Raw genomic sequence first — 15,754 nt, 5'->3', positions numbered from 1 at the left:
AGATGAACCATCCAATTCCCAAAGCATGCTGCTCGGTGAGCAGACAGCATACGAATGATAAACTTATACAAGCAGCAGAACCGGTTGCGACACCATGCACTCTCAGTGCTCCATCTAGTCTCCGATTTGACTGGGTAAGTTTAACAGGCGGTGCGTTCGAGATGGGAACGAATGACTCGGAAGGCTTTCCGGACGATGGGGAAGGGCCAGCTCGAAAGATTGAGATTGATCCGTTTTACATTTCGGCTTATACAGTCACAAATGCGCAATATCGAGCTTTTGTTGAGGCTACGGGTTACATAACGGAAGCGGAGAAATTCGGTTGGTCTTATGTATTTCATCTTCTGGTGTCCGAAGAGACAAGGAGCAAAGTGAAGGGTTCCTCGCAACAGGCGCCCTGGTGGTTGGCGGTAGAAGGAGCAAATTGGAGAAGGCCGGAAGGAATAGAGATTGGCATCACGGATCGAATGGATCATCCGGTCGTTCATGTCACTTGGAATGATGCAATAGCGTTCTGCAAATGGTCAGGGACAAGGCTGCCAAGCGAAGCGGAGTGGGAATACGCAGCACGTGGTGGATTGAAAGGGAAAAGATACCCGTGGGGAGACAAACTGAAGCTTGACGACCAGCACATGTGCAACATTTGGCAAGGAAAGTTTCCTGTTAAAAACCATGCAAGCGACGGTTATATCGATACGGCTCCGGTCCATACATTCGAACCGAATGGCTATGGTTTATATCAGGTGGCAGGAAACGTATGGGAGTGGTGCGCAGACTGGTTCAGTCCGGCTTATCACCAACAGACGCAAAATGTGAATCCGATATTTAATATCGATACAGGACATAAATCGATGAGAGGAGGATCTTACCTTTGTCACCGTTCCTACTGTAATCGCTACAGGGTTGCTGCTCGAAGCTCGAATACACCGGATAGCTCAAGCGGTCATTGTGGCTTTCGAGTCGCAATGCATGCATAAAAGTTCCAAGGGACTACCGGAAATTATGATTTGGAAATTTCGATCTATTTGGGAAGATATCTTATTGAACGCAAAAAGCTTTCCGAAACGGACCAGCAACGTGGCTCATATTGAAAAGCTTTTTGCGTTGGCTGGATCTAGCCGAAAATATGACGAAGCTCGTCCGGCACCGGACGGCTTTTTCGCGTCGCCGGGTCCATTGCTACACTCGTTACTAACGTTTCGGAACATGGTTCGCCCTGGTCGTACGTATAAGCTGCAACATCCATTTCTGCCAATCGTCCAAGAATGGTCACTACCATGTCCCTGCTCAATGTTTAATTTGGTGCAAAGGTAAGTGAATGTTCACTTTTAAACAATTTACAGCCTACAACCATATCGATTTGCTTCTTTGCTCAGTGATCTTTCAGATCGTCAAATCATTCAGACGGTGCTAGATAACCGACTCCACAAGTAGAAAAGTGAGTTGTTGGAATGACAAGTAATTTATTTACTCGACTGTTGCGATTTCCTATGACAAGCATCTCAAATGGGCAGACCTGTAGTAGGAATTAGTAATAACAGTTTAGGCGGATATCTTGAGATGCTAAAGAATGTCGAATAACGGCTTCTTCTCGAGAGCTTGTTGATAAACATAGACAACGATCTGCCCGAAATACGCTTGTCGAATTCGGCACACCACTTTAAGAACGATAGTTAAGGAAGCGATTAATAATGAGGCGACTTAAATTCAAAAAGCTCATTCTACTGATATTCACAGTTTTTGGACTGTCAGCCTGTCAATCCAATGAAATCGTTGAAGAGTTTTCAACACCACAAAATTTTATTACGCACAGCAATTCACGTTTTAACTTTAGTGTGGGTATTCCCGATAATTGGGATTACAGGGTTGAAGGAACTGAAAATTACAAAGCTACCGAATCGAGAGAAGCCATACCTGATGCAGGAATTGTTATAAATGTTGAGAACGATCCTGAACAAAAAATATCTTTGTCTGGCCAAGAAGGAACACTGTCTTGGGACCCCGCAGGTAATGCTGTTGTAGAAGACTTTGTCACGCAAACCGGATTAAAGGGTAAGAAATATACCAGTGAGGATCAAGATACGATCTCCATTTATTATGTGTTTGATCAGAATCAATTAAGGGATCTTGGATACAATACAAGAGCTTTAGGCGGGAACATCCATATGACGAAGGACGTTTACGAGCAAAACAAGGATACTATTGAACTTATCATTCGGAGTATCCGCCTCTCATAGCTAGTGAAAATATCCCGGCAGTCTCATCGGCGTGACCTATCTTGCGTCCCCTGAGCAATTGGTTGAAATAAGTGCCGTCGCACACACGAACTAACTCGGCCACCGTAGTTGGCGCAACAGGGACGGTCGGGCTTCGGATAGGCACAACCGCCATTGGCGCAAAGCAGAAGGGTTTCACCTAGTAAGTGTGAAGTAGTCTCCATCTGATCGTTAGGTGGGGACTATTTTACGTTTACGGTGTTCATCCAGTCTACGTTATAAATCTATGCTCTAACCTACATCCTCACAATACAAATTAGGCCAGCTATTATAGCTGGCTTTTTAGCATGATCTTGGTTTCGTTTTATAGAGTAAAGAGAATCTTTAGCCAGATTGTTTCCTAACTACCGAGCAAGCAGGAGATTCATCTGCACGTCCATTTGGCTATGCATGGAGATGGGGTCGCTGACAGCAAATGCTCCGGATCTATGGAATAGACACGATTATTTTGCACAGCCTTTAACTGCTTCCAAATGAAAGTCTTCTCCAGCGTTCTGAAGCCCATCGTATAAATTATAAGCTCCACGGCACCAGAAGTTGCCAAACACATAAATGGAATCGGTGCGTATTTCGATAACTGACACCGTTTCTTCCTTGGATATGAATCTCCGTATTTCGGTTCTGTGACGTTCAGCTTTCTGTTCATATTGCATAATAAGCTGCTGCGCCATCCTCTGTTTGTTAAAAGCATCGCCAAGCATCGCCAGTAAAGTCATTGGTTTATGGTCGTTCTGTGAGAAGATCATCGTAGATGCAACGGTTGACAGCTCTTCACATTCCTGTTCGTTCGATACCAGTATATATTCCGGATGTAGTTCGGCGATCTCTTCCAGTTGATAAGGAATATTGTTCACCCGGTGAATATCCAGAATAAGGTTTCGCAAGTAGGGTCTGTTGGTCAAATTCTTTGCGGCTGCAGTGGGACGGATGCCAAGTGCGAGTAAATGCCCAAGACAGGTTAAAGCACAAATATTAGCTGGTTTATTCTCATAGTTGCGGACAAATTGTCCAGGCGTTAGGCCCTCCGTCTGCTTAAAGCGGCGGTTGAAATAGAATTCATCCCCTCTGCTATCATCTGGAATAATTATCCATCATTTTCTTTAAATATTTTCGAAAGTCTTCAACATATGTTTTGGGCTCTAGGATGGTTAGATTGGTGCCGAAACTTGCTAAAAATTGAAATCCCGTACTGTTTTGAGGAACATAAATGGTTGCTAATAAAAATTCAGCACTATAGTTTTCAATACTTTTCCGACCGTATCTTTCAATGAATTGATCTTTGATGCCAGGCGAAATCAATGCCTTAATGGCGACTAGCTGCGGTTGATAACTTGCTTGTTGCACTTGTTCCAACAAATCATCCCTAGGGCTAAATGTTTTTTCATCCATAGTAAGCTTATCGATCCGGGATAATTTAAACGTTCTATACCCCATACGATCTAAACAGAATCCTTTCAGATACCAACTTCTTTCGCTAAAATGAAGCTGATAGGGCTCGACAATTCTATTCGACGTAGCGCCATCCTTATCTATATAATCAAATGAAACTAACCTTCTCATTAATATGGCTTCTTGACATGCCCTCAAGGTTTGAAGGATCTCAGAACGCCCCTCCCAATCATAAAATGACAGTTGAATTGAACTTTTCAGAGATAAGGGGCTAACCATCGCTTCTATTTTTTTTATAGTAAGTTCAACTTCTTCGCTAATTAGAATTTGTTCCAATCCGCCTAGCGCAGTTAATATATTCTCTAAGTCGGTGCTGCTTAAAAGACGTTTATCAACTTTGTATTCATCCATAATACCGTAGCCGCCATTAACTCCATGGGTAGCATAGATCGGGATGTTTGATAGACTCAGTGTTTCCATATCACGAAGAATCGTTCTTTTGGAAACATTAAATAATTGCGCGAATTCACTAGTCGAAACGATATTTTTTTTCAGCAAAATCATTATTATAGAAATAAGTCGCTCAACCTTGTCCATATTTCCTCCTCTTATTTCTCTACATCATCTGAGAACGGTGACATATAGTTGTCACCTTTTGTAGATTATACTACATTTATCATAAGAAGGAGGGATTACTTTATGTCAGCTATTGCATATTTGAATTTTGATGGAATCACAGAAGAAGTGATTGAATTTTATTCGGAGGCTTTAAGTGCAATTGAAGTAAAGAAAGTGAAATTTGGGGATATTCCGCAAGATCCAAACTACCCAATGCCGGAAAATGAGTTAAATATGATCATGGAGTCTTCCATCGAATTCGCAGGCGGGAAGCTTATGATGTCGGACATTCTGCCTTCCATGAAGGCGGTAACAGGTGAGCTGGTGCAAGGGAATAATATTCTGATTAGTCTGGTCATTGACGATAAGCAAAAACTGGAGCAATACTTTAATGCTTTGTCCCTTGGCGGCCATGTCACCATGCCGTTATCCAATTATCCTTGGTCTTCGTGCTTTGGAACGCTGGTTGATCAGTTCGGGGTCAACTGGAAGTTTAATAGTGACGCGGATAAATTCCTAGATCAAGTAATAGCCAACAAACAGTAACTCACTTCTGAAAAATGGTCTTCCAGCTGAAGGCCATTTTTTTATACCGATGGAGGCACGATTTATGAAAAATAGCTATTCTTCGCTGGGCTGATCGGAGTTCTTCCCCAAATCACTCAAAAGTTTCATATAGCGCCCTCGGAGGCCGGATACCTTGTCAGTGCATTTGCGTTAATCGTTGCGATTTCGGGCCCATTCCTAACCTTACTTGCATCCGGCATGAATCGAAAAGCAATCTTACTTTCCTCTATCCTGATGTTTGCTATCTCTAATTTGGTGTATGCTTATACTAGCTTGTCTGGAGCGGTTATGCTTTTATTGCTTGCTTTCATACTGATCATGATAAAAACAGCCATTTCCAATGCGCATGTTGAGAAAGCAAGCGTGAATTAACCGATATATGATAACTGTGGAGAGGAGTTTCTTTTTATATATGGAAATGGATCATTTGACTCCCGTAAAATCGAGAGAAGAGCTGAGGTTCTGGCTACAGGAGAATAGTAGGACTGAAAAATGCTGTTGGGTCTTGGTCAGTATGACGCCCAAATCGGATACGCTCTTATATTTGGACGCGGTCGAGGAAGCTTTGTGCTTTGGATGGATTGATGGAGTCAAGAAGAAAATATCTGAAACGGAGCTGGCTCAGAGATTGTCACCCCGAAGCCAAAAAAGCTCATGGACTGAATTGAATAAAGAACGTGTCCGCCGCCTCGAAAGGCTGGGACTCATGACAGACGAAGGAAGAAAGGTTCTTCCTGATATGGATTACGATTCTTTCAAAATAGATGAAGATATAGAGCAAAGATTAAAAGAGGAAAAGCAAGTATACGATCATTTCATGGCCTTTCCAGAGCTTTATAAAAGAGTCCGGATCGACACGATACAAAGCAATAAGAAACAGCCAGAATTGTTTAACAACAGATTAGACAAATTCATAACCAATACGAGAGAAAACAAAATGTACGGCCAATGGAATGATAATGGACGTCTACTAAATTACATCGTGGAGGAAGAGGAATAAAATAGCTGCAACATTTGCACGCAGACAGGGCTGCCCGGATAGGGTGGTACTGTTTGTGTTCTTTATGAGTGTACTTTTAAAGGATAAGTTCTTCTGTTCAATACGTAAAAACCTCCTTGTACAAAGAAGAGATATAGTTATCTTCGTATAAGGAGGTTTTTGGTATGCTCAATTACATGTTAATACAATCATGTACAATTTGTCGGGGAGTACACCGGAGGGTAACTATTCCGTCACAATGATACCTTGATTAGCATACAATCCCGTAATTTCGGGATGCACATGCTCTGTAACGAGATAAGTCAACTGGTTGGACGGACATACAATATGATTCGAAATCGTATTCAGCTTATTAGATGTTACCATTCCCAGCACCTCGGTGGAAATAGATATCATTTTTCGTTTGACCAACGCTTCGGTCAGACTAGGAACACTAATGCCGATATACGGATCAATGTTGTAGACGCCCATAATGTATAGATCGCTGCGCATTGTGTTGAGTGTTTCTACGGTATCAATACCTAAATTGACCATGGACTCCTTGAACAAGGTGCCGCCTATCATAATCACCTCTACTGAATTATGGTTGGACAAGGCCATCGCGATAGGCGGGCTATTGGTAATAATAGTAGCTTTTAATGTTAATGGAAGCTGCTTCACCAGATACAGGTTGGTCGTTCCTCCATCAATAAGAATGACCATGTTGTCTTTGATATAATCCAGCGCTTTGAGTGCCAGCTTCGTCTTCAAGTCACTGGAAACATTTTGCCTCGTGGAAAAATCCTCAACAGGCGGGCCTATGCGGAGTGCACCGCTATGAACTCGTTTGACAAGCCCTTGTATGTCAAGGTCCTTCAAATCTCTGCGGATAGTATCCTCAGATACGTTTAAGCGTTTACTTAAATCGCTGGCGATGACCTTGTGCTCAGTGTTTAAAATCTGCACGATTTTTTGCTGACGTTCTTCTTTTAACATGTAGTCCGTACCCTTCTTTTCTTTTTAGTGTAGCACAATTTTCAAAAAAACTGCAATAAATAGGTCCTTGTTTTGCATGTTTATCATTATTATGCCTGGTTCATTCACCTGAATTGACGTTTTTGTTGCGGTTTATATGCATGATGCGATAAAAAGATTAGCTAATTTATGCGTGTTTATAATTGTTATCTTATTTAATTCGAAAATAAACGCTTTACTGCGCATATTTTTTGTTTTATACTCGTACAAAGAAGCATATAAACGCATAAAAGGAGACATAAACATGAGCAAAAGAGCAATCACAATTGCACCATCTATCATGTGTGCGGATCTTTGCAATCTGGAAAGTGGAATTAAAGAAATCGAGAAGGTCGGACTGGATACTTTGCATGTTGATGTTATTGATGGAAGCTTCAGCCCAAGCATGCCGCTGGGAATCGATACAATCAAGCAGCTCCGCAAAATTACAGATATGAATTTTGATGTTCATATTATGTCGAATAATAACGAATTTTTTATCCAAGAGATGATCAATATCGGGGTACAACAAATTACTTTTCATGTTGAAAGCGGTATACATGTTGATCGTTGTCTCCAACTTATTAAAAAAAGTGGCATTAAAGCAGGGGTAGCCTTAAATCCTTCTACGCCGTTGTCTGTGCTGGATCATATCCTGCCGGAATGTGATGTAGTGCTGCTGATGCTTATTAATCCAGGCTTTGCAACAGACAAGAATGAGAAGCAAGTGCCTTATGCTGTGAAGAAGGTAGAGGAGTTGCAGCAACTAATCCAAGCGAAGCAGCTGAACACAAAAATTGAAGTGGATGGTCGGGTGTCCCTGGATACGATCCCTGCACTTGTAGAGGCAGGAGCGGATATTTTGGTCGCGGGCTCAACCAGTTTGTTTATCCCACACCGCAGCTTGGCTGACAACAAAGTATTGGTTGAGGAAGCAATTCATCAAGGACTTCAAGCGGGGGTGAAGTAAATGAGTCCATTCAATGAGGTGTCCAAGGCCATTGCTAACGAGCTTTCCGAGACATTGATCAGTATCGAGCCTCAGCAGGTGGAGCAGTTGGCAGACGCGATCAAAAAGGCGGATAAAGTTTTCTTTGTAGGTGTTGGCAGAGTACTGTTGTCCCTAAAGTCGATTGCCAAGCGATTAGCGCATCTCGGTGTGAACACCTTCGTAGTTGGTCAAATTACGGAGCCGGCGATTACGGAAAATGATTTGCTCATTGTGGGATCTGGCAGTGGAGAGACGGCCTTCCCGCTTATCATTGCCAAGAAGGCGAAGCAATTCAAAGCAACCGTTGCACATATCGGAGCTAACCCGCAGAGCTCCATGAGAGAGTATGCTGATATATTTGTACGAATTCCCGTTAGCACAAAGCTGAATTTGCCAGGTGAAATCCCGTCGATTCAACCGATGACCAGCCTGTTTGAGCAGAGTCTGTTGTTACTTGGCGACACGATCTCATTAATGATTGTCAAAGAAAACAATGTCGATATGCACGCTCTGTGGCAGTACCATGCCAACCTGGAATAAGAGGTAGAAGGGGGCTTATGATGAAGGCGGTTCATTTTGGTGCCGGTAATATCGGCCGAGGTTTCATAGGGAATGTGCTTAGCAAAGCCGGGTTTGAGGTATGCTTTGTTGATGTTAATCCAGAGATGATCGACACCATCAACAAAACGAATAGCTATAAGGTTGAACTTCTCGATGCGGATCATACGATTGAAGTGATCTCGCCGGTGTCAGCGCTTAACAGCATAACACAAGAGGAAGAGGTCATTGCGAATATTGGAGCAGCCGACCTAATTACGCTTTCTGTAGGTGTTCCGAATCTGTCTAAGGTTGCCAATATTCTGTTCAAGGCTCTGCTCTCCAGAGCAGAACTTCGCAAGGGCCCAATAGATATCATTGCTAACGAAAATGCAATCAACGCTTCGACGACCTTGCGTAAGGAAATTGAAAGGCTTGCCTCTGCAGAAGAAATGGCAACGATCCTTTCGTTTGCAGGCTTTCCTAATGCGGCGGTCGACCGGCTTGCATTATCCCGAAGAACTAATGAGGGGGAGTTGGTTCAGGTTGAGCCATTTTTTGAATGGATCATTAATCGTTCGGAGATGCTGAATCATTCTTTGCCTTTATTGGATAAAGTCATTTATGTAGATGATTTGACGCCCTATATTGAGAGAAAGCTATTTATCGTAAATATGGGTCATGCCGCAGCAGCCTACCTTGGTTACCTGTATAACGAGCCGACTATCCAGCGTGCGCTTGCTCATCCGGACATCGAAGCTACGGTTCAGGGGGCGATGTATGAGGTGGCCCGTTATTTTGAAGCAGCCTATGGCAAGTCTGCCGAAGAATTACAAAGTTTTATCGAAACAACATGTAAACGCTTCAGAAACGAACAGGTGAGCGATGATATTTTTCGGGTTGGCAGGTCCCCGATTCGGAAGCTTGGTCAGGATGAGCGGCTTGTAAAACCAGTGACTGAGTTGTATAAGCGAGGTCTTCCTTACAGCCAGCTTGCCAAAGTGATTGCCGCCGGTTATTTATTCCGCAATACGAAGGATGAAGAGGCGGTAGAGCTGCAAGACTATATATCAGAACAAGGTTTGATAAGCGCTCTGGCAGCTTTTTCACACATTACCGAGCCGGAAGTACAGGAAGTCATTAGACAGCATGTTTCTGCATTGACAGCTGTATCCAAATGAATGAAGAGGGGCTAAACATCATGTTAAGTCATTTTTTGAAAAATAATACTAAATTCCTTCAATCGGTTCATAGCTGGGAAGAATCCATTCAAATAGCGGCTAAGCCATTACTGGATCAAGGCGCCATTACAACTGCTTATGTCCAGGCCATGATAGATAATGTGCATAAGAATGGTCCGTACATCGTGATCGTACCGGGTATTGCTATGCCACATGCTAAGAATACAGGCAATATTAATGCCACAGGAATGTCCTTTTTGAAACTGGAAACACCAGTGTTATTCCCGGAAGGTAAGGAAGTAAGCTTGTTGTTTGTACTTGCAGCTGAGGATAGTACAGGACATTTGGAGCTTATTACAGATCTCTCCTCTATGCTGATAGACGAGGATGTAATGGTGAAGCTGCTCCAAGTAAGCAGTGAGACGGAATTAATATCCCTCATCGAAGAAGTGGAATAACACCTGCAAATGGTGTTGAGCAGCAGAAAATTTGAACTAAGGGGACGATTCCAATGTCCAGTGTTGCAAAGCAGAAATCATCAATACGTGCACGGATTCAAGTTGTAGGCGGTTTTTTGACCAACATGGTTATGCCTAATATTGGTGCGTTTATTGCTTGGGGGATTTTGACCGCGCTATTTATTCCCACGGGCTGGTTCCCAAATGAGAAATTGGCGGAAATCGTCGGTCCGGCCATCACGTATTTACTGCCTTTATTGCTTGCATCTACCGGCGGAAGAATGGTAGCAGGCAATCGGGGTGCGGTAATGGGTGCAATCGGGGCCATTGGTCTTATTGTCGGATCCGATATACCCATGTTTTTAGGGGCTATGATTATTGGTCCTCTGGGCGGATGGGTCATTAAGAAATTCGATAAAAGCCTGGAGAACAGAATGCCAGCGGGCTTTGAAATGATCATTAACAATTTCTCTATCGGAATATTGGGCTTTATATTAATGGTGTTCTCTTACTATGTAATTGGTCCGGTGATCGAGGGTGCAAATGCCTTTGTCACAACATCGATTAAAGCCATGGTTGCCGGCGGCTACTTGCCGTTGCTGTCTCTCATTAATGAACCGGCCAAAGTATTATTCCTGAATAATGTTATCGATCAAGGCATTTATTATCCACTTGGCATGCAGGATACGTTAAGCTCAGGCAGATCCATTTTCTTTACAGTAGCCTCCAACCCGGGACCAGGTCTTGGCCTTCTGCTTGCGTTTTCATTTTTTGGGAAAAAGGCAGCGAAAAAAACAGCACCGGGCGCTATTATTATTCACTTCTTCGGCGGGATTCATGAATTGTACTTCCCCTATGTATTAATGAAACCGCTGACGATTATTGCAATGATTGCAGGCGGCATGACAGGTATTACAGTCTTTAATCTGTTTCATGCCGGTCTGGTAGCAGGACCAAGTCCAGGCTCTTTTATTTCATATTTGGCGTTAACGCCAAAAGGAAGCTTCCTCGGCATGCTTCTGGGCGTGCTTGCTGCGACAATTGTTTCTTTTGTGATCACCTCTATTATTTTGAAACTGGACAATAAGTCTGATGATGAGGAAAGCTTCAGCAGCTCTCTGGAAAAATCCAAAGCCATGAAAGCTGAAGGTAAGGAACTGCTTAATGAGATTGTAACGGATGCACCTGCTACAACAGAAATTAACAAGATCTCTTTTGCATGTGATGCCGGAGCAGGAAGCAGTGCCTTAGGGGCTACCACCTTTAGAAAGAGACTGCAAAAGAAAAACATTACCGGTATTGAGGTCAAGCATTTCAGAATCGAAGACGTACCGGATGATTCCGATATTATTGTTGTTCATAAGGACTTGTACGAAAGAGCGCTGCTCAGACATAAGGGCAAGAACATTGTGACGATCAGCAATTATATTGATGATCCAAGTTTAAGAGAACTGCTTGAGACGGTTGAGAAGAATAAAGGAACTACAGTGTAAGCTGTTTGTTATTTGACGCTACGATTGTCATGAAGACAAGGATATTTTGAGAAGAGGACGGTTGAATTGCATGAGTCAACATAAGTCAATAGATGAGCTTTCGATTGCAACAATCCGCACGATAGCGATCGATGCGATAGAGAAGGCTAATTCAGGGCACCCGGGTATGCCGATGGGGACAGCACCTATGGGTTATCAGCTATTCGCCAACACTATGAAGCATCATCCGGGTCAGCCGGACTGGTTGAATCGTGACCGCTTCGTACTATCAGCAGGACATGGATCAATGCTGTTGTACAGCCTCCTGCATCTATGCGGTTATGATCTTCCGCTTAGCGAGATTAAGCAGTTCCGGCAATGGGGCAGCAAAACTCCGGGACATCCGGAGTATGGGCACACACCTGGGGTTGATGCAACGACAGGCCCCCTCGGTCAGGGGATTGGCATGGCTGTCGGCATGGCTGCAGCCGAGGCGCATATGGCGGCGACGTATAATAAAGAAAAATTCCCGATTATCGATCATTTCACATATGCGATTTGCGGCGATGGTGATCTGATGGAGGGTGTGGCCTCTGAGGCTGCATCGCTTGCAGGCCATTTGAAGCTCGGTAAGCTGATCGTGCTGTATGATTCCAATGATATTTCGCTTGACGGCGAGTTGGGGCTTTCCTTCTCAGAGAAGGTTCGGGACAGGTTCCAAGCTTATGGCTGGCAAACCATGCTCGTAGAAGACGGGAATGATTTAAACGGAATAACTGCTGCCATAGAAGAGGCGCAACAGGACAGCGAGCACCCAACTTTAATCGAAGTCAAGACGGTAATTGGATACGGCAGCCCGAATAAGCAGGGGAAAGGCGGACATGGAGGGCCGCATGGTTCTCCACTTGGTCAGGAGGAAACCAAGTTAACGAAGGAGTTCTATGAATGGGAGTTTGAAGAGCCGTTCTATGTACCGGATAAAGTCCGTGAACACTTTGCACAAGTGAAGCAGCGTGGCGTCGAAGCATACCAGGCATGGGAGCAGCTGCTTATGGCGTATAAAGAGGCTTATCCAAAGCTGGCTGACCAGCTTGAAACGGCGATATCGGGAGGGTTGCCTGAGGGCTGGGAGCAACTACTGCCGGTGTATGAACAAGGGGATGCTGCTGTATCTACACGAGTAGCGTCAGGTCATGCGTTAAATGGCTTGGCACAGGCTATCCCTTTCCTACTAGGCGGGTCTGCTGATTTGGAGAGCTCGACGATGACGCACCTGAAGGGTCAAGCCATGTTCACTCCTTCCAGCTATGAGGGCCGGAATATTTACTTTGGTGTCCGTGAATTTGCTATGGCTGCTGTGATGAACGGTATAGCTTTGCATGGCGGGTTAAAAGTATTTGGGGGAACGTTCCTCGTATTCGCTGACTATTTACGTCCGGCCATTCGACTGGCGGCACTGATGAAGCTTCCGGTTACCTATGTGTTCACACATGACAGTATTGCTGTAGGTGAAGATGGACCAACACATGAGCCGATTGAGCAAGTGGCTTCTTTACGGATTATTCCTGGTCTGACGGTGATTCGGCCTGCCGATGGCAATGAAACATCTGCAGCCTGGGCGCTAGCGGTTCGAAAGCAAGCAGGACCGACCGCATTGATTTTGACAAGACAAAATTTGCCGATTCTGAAGCAGAGTCAAGCACAAGCCTCTGAAGGTGTGAATCGGGGCGGGTATATCGTATCGGATGTATCTACTGGGAAGCCGCATGTGCAGCTAATTGCCACAGGCTCGGAGGTACAGCTTGCCGTTCAGGCGCAGGCAGTGCTTGCTGAAGAAGGCATTCTGTCACGCGTCATAAGTTTACCGAGTTGGGAACTGTTCAAACAGCAAGATCAGGCTTATCGCGATGCTATATTGCATCCGGAAGTTCACGCACGACTTGCGATCGAAATGGCACTTCCGTTTGGCTGGGAACAGTTTACGGGAACAGAAGGTGCTATTCTTGGGATTTCGACTTTCGGTGCATCTGCACCGGGAGACCGGTTAATGAAAGAGTTTGGATTTACAGTGGAACATGTAGTTGCACAGGCTAAGGCATTATTGAATTTATAAAGATGGAGTGAAGCCGGATGAACAAGACATTTATTATTACAAGTAAGGAAGGCATTCATGCGCGCCCCGCTACTGCTCTTGTAAACGTAGCACAGAAATTTCAATCAGAGGTAACTGTTGCTTCTAATGGTCGTAATGTGTCGCTTAAATCGATCCTTGGCGTGCTTTCACTAGGTGTCGGGCCAGGAGAATATGTTTCCTTTCAGGCTACAGGAGAAGATGCGCCAGCTGTGATCTCTGCTATTGAAGCGGTATTTGAGCAGGAAGGGCTGGGCACAGTTCATGAATAATATATCCGGGATAGCTGCCGCCGCAGGAATAGCAATTGCTAAAGCCTTTGTTATTAAAGAGCTTGAGCTAACAATTGAACTGCGGGCTGTTCCAGATCCGGAAGCGGAAGTCGCTCGTTTTCATCAGGCACTGGCCGTCTCTAGGGACGAACTGAAAGCTCTGAAAGAGCGGACACTTCAGGAGCTAGGCGAGGAAAAAGCTAAAATTTTTGAAGCACATCTGCATATCATAAGTGATCCTGAACTGATCGAGCCGGTAGAAGCGCAGATTCGCAGCGGCCACTGCAATGCCGAGTTTGCACTGCAAGAAACTTCTAATATGTTCATTAAAATGTTTGAAGATATGAAGAGCACTTATCTGCAAGAGCGGGCAGCAGATATGCGAGATGTGACCAAGCGTGTATTGAACCATTTATTGTATGCCAAGTCGACAGATCTCAGTTCTATTCATGAAGATGTCATTCTTGTTGCAGAAGACTTAACCCCGTCTGACACCGCACAGCTGAACAGGAATTATGTAAAAGGCTTTACGACGAATATCGGAGGGAGAACTTCGCACTCTGCCATTATGGCGAGATCTATGGAAATCCCTGCTGTTGTCGGAACCAAGCATATTATTGACCAGGTGCAGGACGGTGACCTGTTGATTTTAAATGGATTAACAGGAAGCGTGTATGTCAATCCCGATCAGGAAACGGTTGCTTTGTATCGTGACAAGCAGGCGGCATACGAAGCGCAGAAGCTGGAGTGGAAACGGCTGCTGCATGAGCCAAGCGTAACAGCTGATGGTCATGTAGTAGAGCTGGCAGCGAATATTGGCTCTCTATCTGATGTAGAGGCGGTTCTATCGAACGGCGGAGAAGCGGTAGGATTGTTCCGGACAGAGTTTTTGTACATGGGCAGAGACAATATGCCTTCGGAAAATGAGCAATACCATGTGTACAAAACGATCCTTGAAAAAATGGAGGATAAGCCCGTTGTCGTCCGGACGCTGGATATCGGCGGAGACAAGGAGCTGCCTTATCTTCAGCTTCCCAAGGAAATGAACCCGTTTCTAGGCTTGCGGGCCATCCGCCTATGTCTGGACAGACAGGATATATTCCGAACACAGCTTCGGGCACTTCTTCGTGCCAGTGTGAGTGGCAAATTGCGGATTATGTTCCCAATGATCGCTACGCTGGATGAGTTCAGACAAGCGAAAGATATTTTATTGGAAGAGAAGGACGCGCTGGTGCGTGAAGGTATTCCGGTTGCGGAGGATATTGAACTAGGCATTATGGTGGAAATTCCTTCAACAGCTGTTCTGGCGAATTTGTTCGCCATGGAGGTTGATTTCTTCAGTATCGGCACCAATGATCTGATTCAGTATACGCTTGCCGTCGATCGCATGAATGAAGGGGTGTCCTACTTGTATCAGCCATATAATCCTTCCATACTGCGGCTAATCAAAATGGTGATTGACGCAGCGCATGCAGAAGGCAAATGGGTTGGTATGTGTGGGGAGATGGCAGGGGATGCCATCGCAATCCCGTTATTGCTCGGTCTGGGATTGGATGAGTTTAGTATGAGCGCAAGCTCGATTCTCCCAGCCAAAAGCCAACTGACGAAGCTGTCTTTCCAATCGGCTCAGCAATTGGCGGAAGAGGCGCTGAACTGTGCAACTGCGCAGGAAGTTGCAGCGCTTGTACAAGCAAATAACGAGAAGCTGACAGTGAGTTAACAGCATTTTCCTTTGGCATATAATAAAACTTCAAGCGATGCCTTTCAGTGAAATCACTGTGGCATATCCCATAAATAAAGTACAGCTGGGTACCTCTACAGGTGCCCAGCTTTTTTGCGGATAGTCTTATATATTGGGAACAGGCTCCC

At 44.6% G+C, this 15,754-nt stretch carries 15 protein-coding genes and 1 pseudogene; 13 read left to right on the top strand and 3 right to left on the bottom strand.

The window, feature by feature from the left end; translation table 11 throughout:
* Positions 1-2 precede the first annotated feature (2 nt).
* Entirely contained in the window at positions 3-977 is a 975-nt protein-coding gene (locus tag ACFRAM_RS04950; protein WP_379464820.1) for a formylglycine-generating enzyme family protein, read from the top strand.
* A 714-nt stretch (positions 978-1,691) separates the two neighbouring features.
* Positions 1,692-2,237 carry a hypothetical protein gene (locus ACFRAM_RS04945; protein ID WP_379464819.1) on the top strand — a complete coding sequence of 182 codons (546 nt, stop codon included), beginning with the start codon at positions 1,692-1,694 and terminating at the stop codon, positions 2,235-2,237.
* A 482-nt stretch (positions 2,238-2,719) separates the two neighbouring features.
* Here ACFRAM_RS04945 and ACFRAM_RS04940 read toward each other — a convergent pair whose 3' ends face one another.
* Together ACFRAM_RS04940 and ACFRAM_RS04935 are read right to left on the bottom strand one after the other, a co-directional pair.
* Positions 2,720-3,247, bottom strand: a complete 528-nt coding sequence (locus ACFRAM_RS04940; RefSeq protein ID WP_379465515.1) for an ABC transporter substrate-binding protein — start codon at positions 3,245-3,247, stop codon at positions 2,720-2,722.
* A gap of 100 nt (positions 3,248-3,347) precedes the next feature.
* A complete protein-coding gene (locus tag ACFRAM_RS04935) occupies positions 3,348-4,262 on the bottom strand; it encodes a helix-turn-helix transcriptional regulator (RefSeq protein WP_379464818.1) in 915 nt (304 codons plus the stop codon).
* A 102-nt stretch (positions 4,263-4,364) separates the two neighbouring features.
* Here ACFRAM_RS04935 and ACFRAM_RS04930 point away from each other — a divergent pair, with 102 nt between their 5' ends.
* The 3 genes and pseudogenes from ACFRAM_RS04930 (at position 4,365) to ACFRAM_RS04920 (ending at position 5,850) form a co-directional block, all read left to right on the top strand.
* Entirely contained in the window at positions 4,365-4,829 is a 465-nt protein-coding gene (locus tag ACFRAM_RS04930; protein WP_379464817.1) for a VOC family protein, read from the top strand.
* Between the two features lie 87 nt (positions 4,830-4,916).
* A pseudogene (locus ACFRAM_RS04925) lies at positions 4,917-5,168 on the top strand (MFS transporter); the annotation flags it as partial.
* 94 nt (positions 5,169-5,262) lie between these two features.
* Positions 5,263-5,850 carry a YdeI/OmpD-associated family protein gene (locus ACFRAM_RS04920; RefSeq protein ID WP_379464816.1) on the top strand — a complete coding sequence of 196 codons (588 nt, stop codon included), beginning with the start codon at positions 5,263-5,265 and terminating at the stop codon, positions 5,848-5,850.
* A 225-nt stretch (positions 5,851-6,075) separates the two neighbouring features.
* Here ACFRAM_RS04920 and ACFRAM_RS04915 read toward each other — a convergent pair whose 3' ends face one another.
* A complete protein-coding gene (locus tag ACFRAM_RS04915) occupies positions 6,076-6,825 on the bottom strand; it encodes a DeoR/GlpR family DNA-binding transcription regulator (RefSeq protein WP_175371274.1) in 750 nt (249 codons plus the stop codon).
* A 283-nt stretch (positions 6,826-7,108) separates the two neighbouring features.
* Here ACFRAM_RS04915 and ACFRAM_RS04910 point away from each other — a divergent pair, with 283 nt between their 5' ends.
* The 8 genes from ACFRAM_RS04910 to ptsP all read left to right on the top strand — a co-directional run bounded on the left by ACFRAM_RS04910 (position 7,109) and on the right by ptsP (position 15,605).
* On the top strand, positions 7,109-7,813 hold the full coding sequence (locus tag ACFRAM_RS04910; protein WP_379464815.1) for a ribulose-phosphate 3-epimerase: 705 nt from the start codon (positions 7,109-7,111) through the stop codon (positions 7,811-7,813).
* Entirely contained in the window at positions 7,814-8,374 is a 561-nt protein-coding gene (gene hxlB / locus ACFRAM_RS04905; protein WP_175371276.1) for a 6-phospho-3-hexuloisomerase, read from the top strand. It abuts the gene before it with no gap.
* 17 nt (positions 8,375-8,391) lie between these two features.
* A complete protein-coding gene (locus ACFRAM_RS04900) occupies positions 8,392-9,552 on the top strand; it encodes a mannitol-1-phosphate 5-dehydrogenase (protein ID WP_379464814.1) in 1,161 nt (386 codons plus the stop codon).
* 20 nt (positions 9,553-9,572) lie between these two features.
* Positions 9,573-10,010 carry a PTS sugar transporter subunit IIA gene (locus ACFRAM_RS04895; RefSeq protein ID WP_379464813.1) on the top strand — a complete coding sequence of 146 codons (438 nt, stop codon included), beginning with the start codon at positions 9,573-9,575 and terminating at the stop codon, positions 10,008-10,010.
* A gap of 53 nt (positions 10,011-10,063) precedes the next feature.
* Entirely contained in the window at positions 10,064-11,503 is a 1,440-nt protein-coding gene (locus ACFRAM_RS04890) for a PTS mannitol transporter subunit IIBC (RefSeq protein WP_379464812.1), read from the top strand.
* 70 nt (positions 11,504-11,573) lie between these two features.
* The gene (tkt, locus tag ACFRAM_RS04885; RefSeq protein WP_379464811.1) at positions 11,574-13,595 is read left to right on the top strand and encodes a transketolase; all 2,022 of its coding nucleotides are present in this window, start codon (positions 11,574-11,576) and stop codon (positions 13,593-13,595) included.
* A 17-nt stretch (positions 13,596-13,612) separates the two neighbouring features.
* On the top strand, positions 13,613-13,885 hold the full coding sequence (locus ACFRAM_RS04880) for an HPr family phosphocarrier protein (protein ID WP_379199648.1): 273 nt from the start codon (positions 13,613-13,615) through the stop codon (positions 13,883-13,885).
* Positions 13,878-15,605 (top strand): phosphoenolpyruvate--protein phosphotransferase, encoded by a 1,728-nt coding sequence (gene ptsP, locus ACFRAM_RS04875; protein WP_379464810.1) that lies wholly within the window; start codon positions 13,878-13,880, stop codon positions 15,603-15,605. Before ACFRAM_RS04880 ends, ptsP begins: the two co-directional genes overlap by 8 nt.
* The last annotated feature ends 149 nt before the right edge of the window (positions 15,606-15,754 follow it).

It is taken from the genome of Paenibacillus sp. NPDC056722 (genome assembly GCF_042790635.1).
Lineage (GTDB): Bacteria > Bacillota > Bacilli > Paenibacillales > Paenibacillaceae > Paenibacillus_AQ > Paenibacillus_AQ agri.
This window is presented reverse-complemented; position numbering and strand designations above follow the sequence as displayed.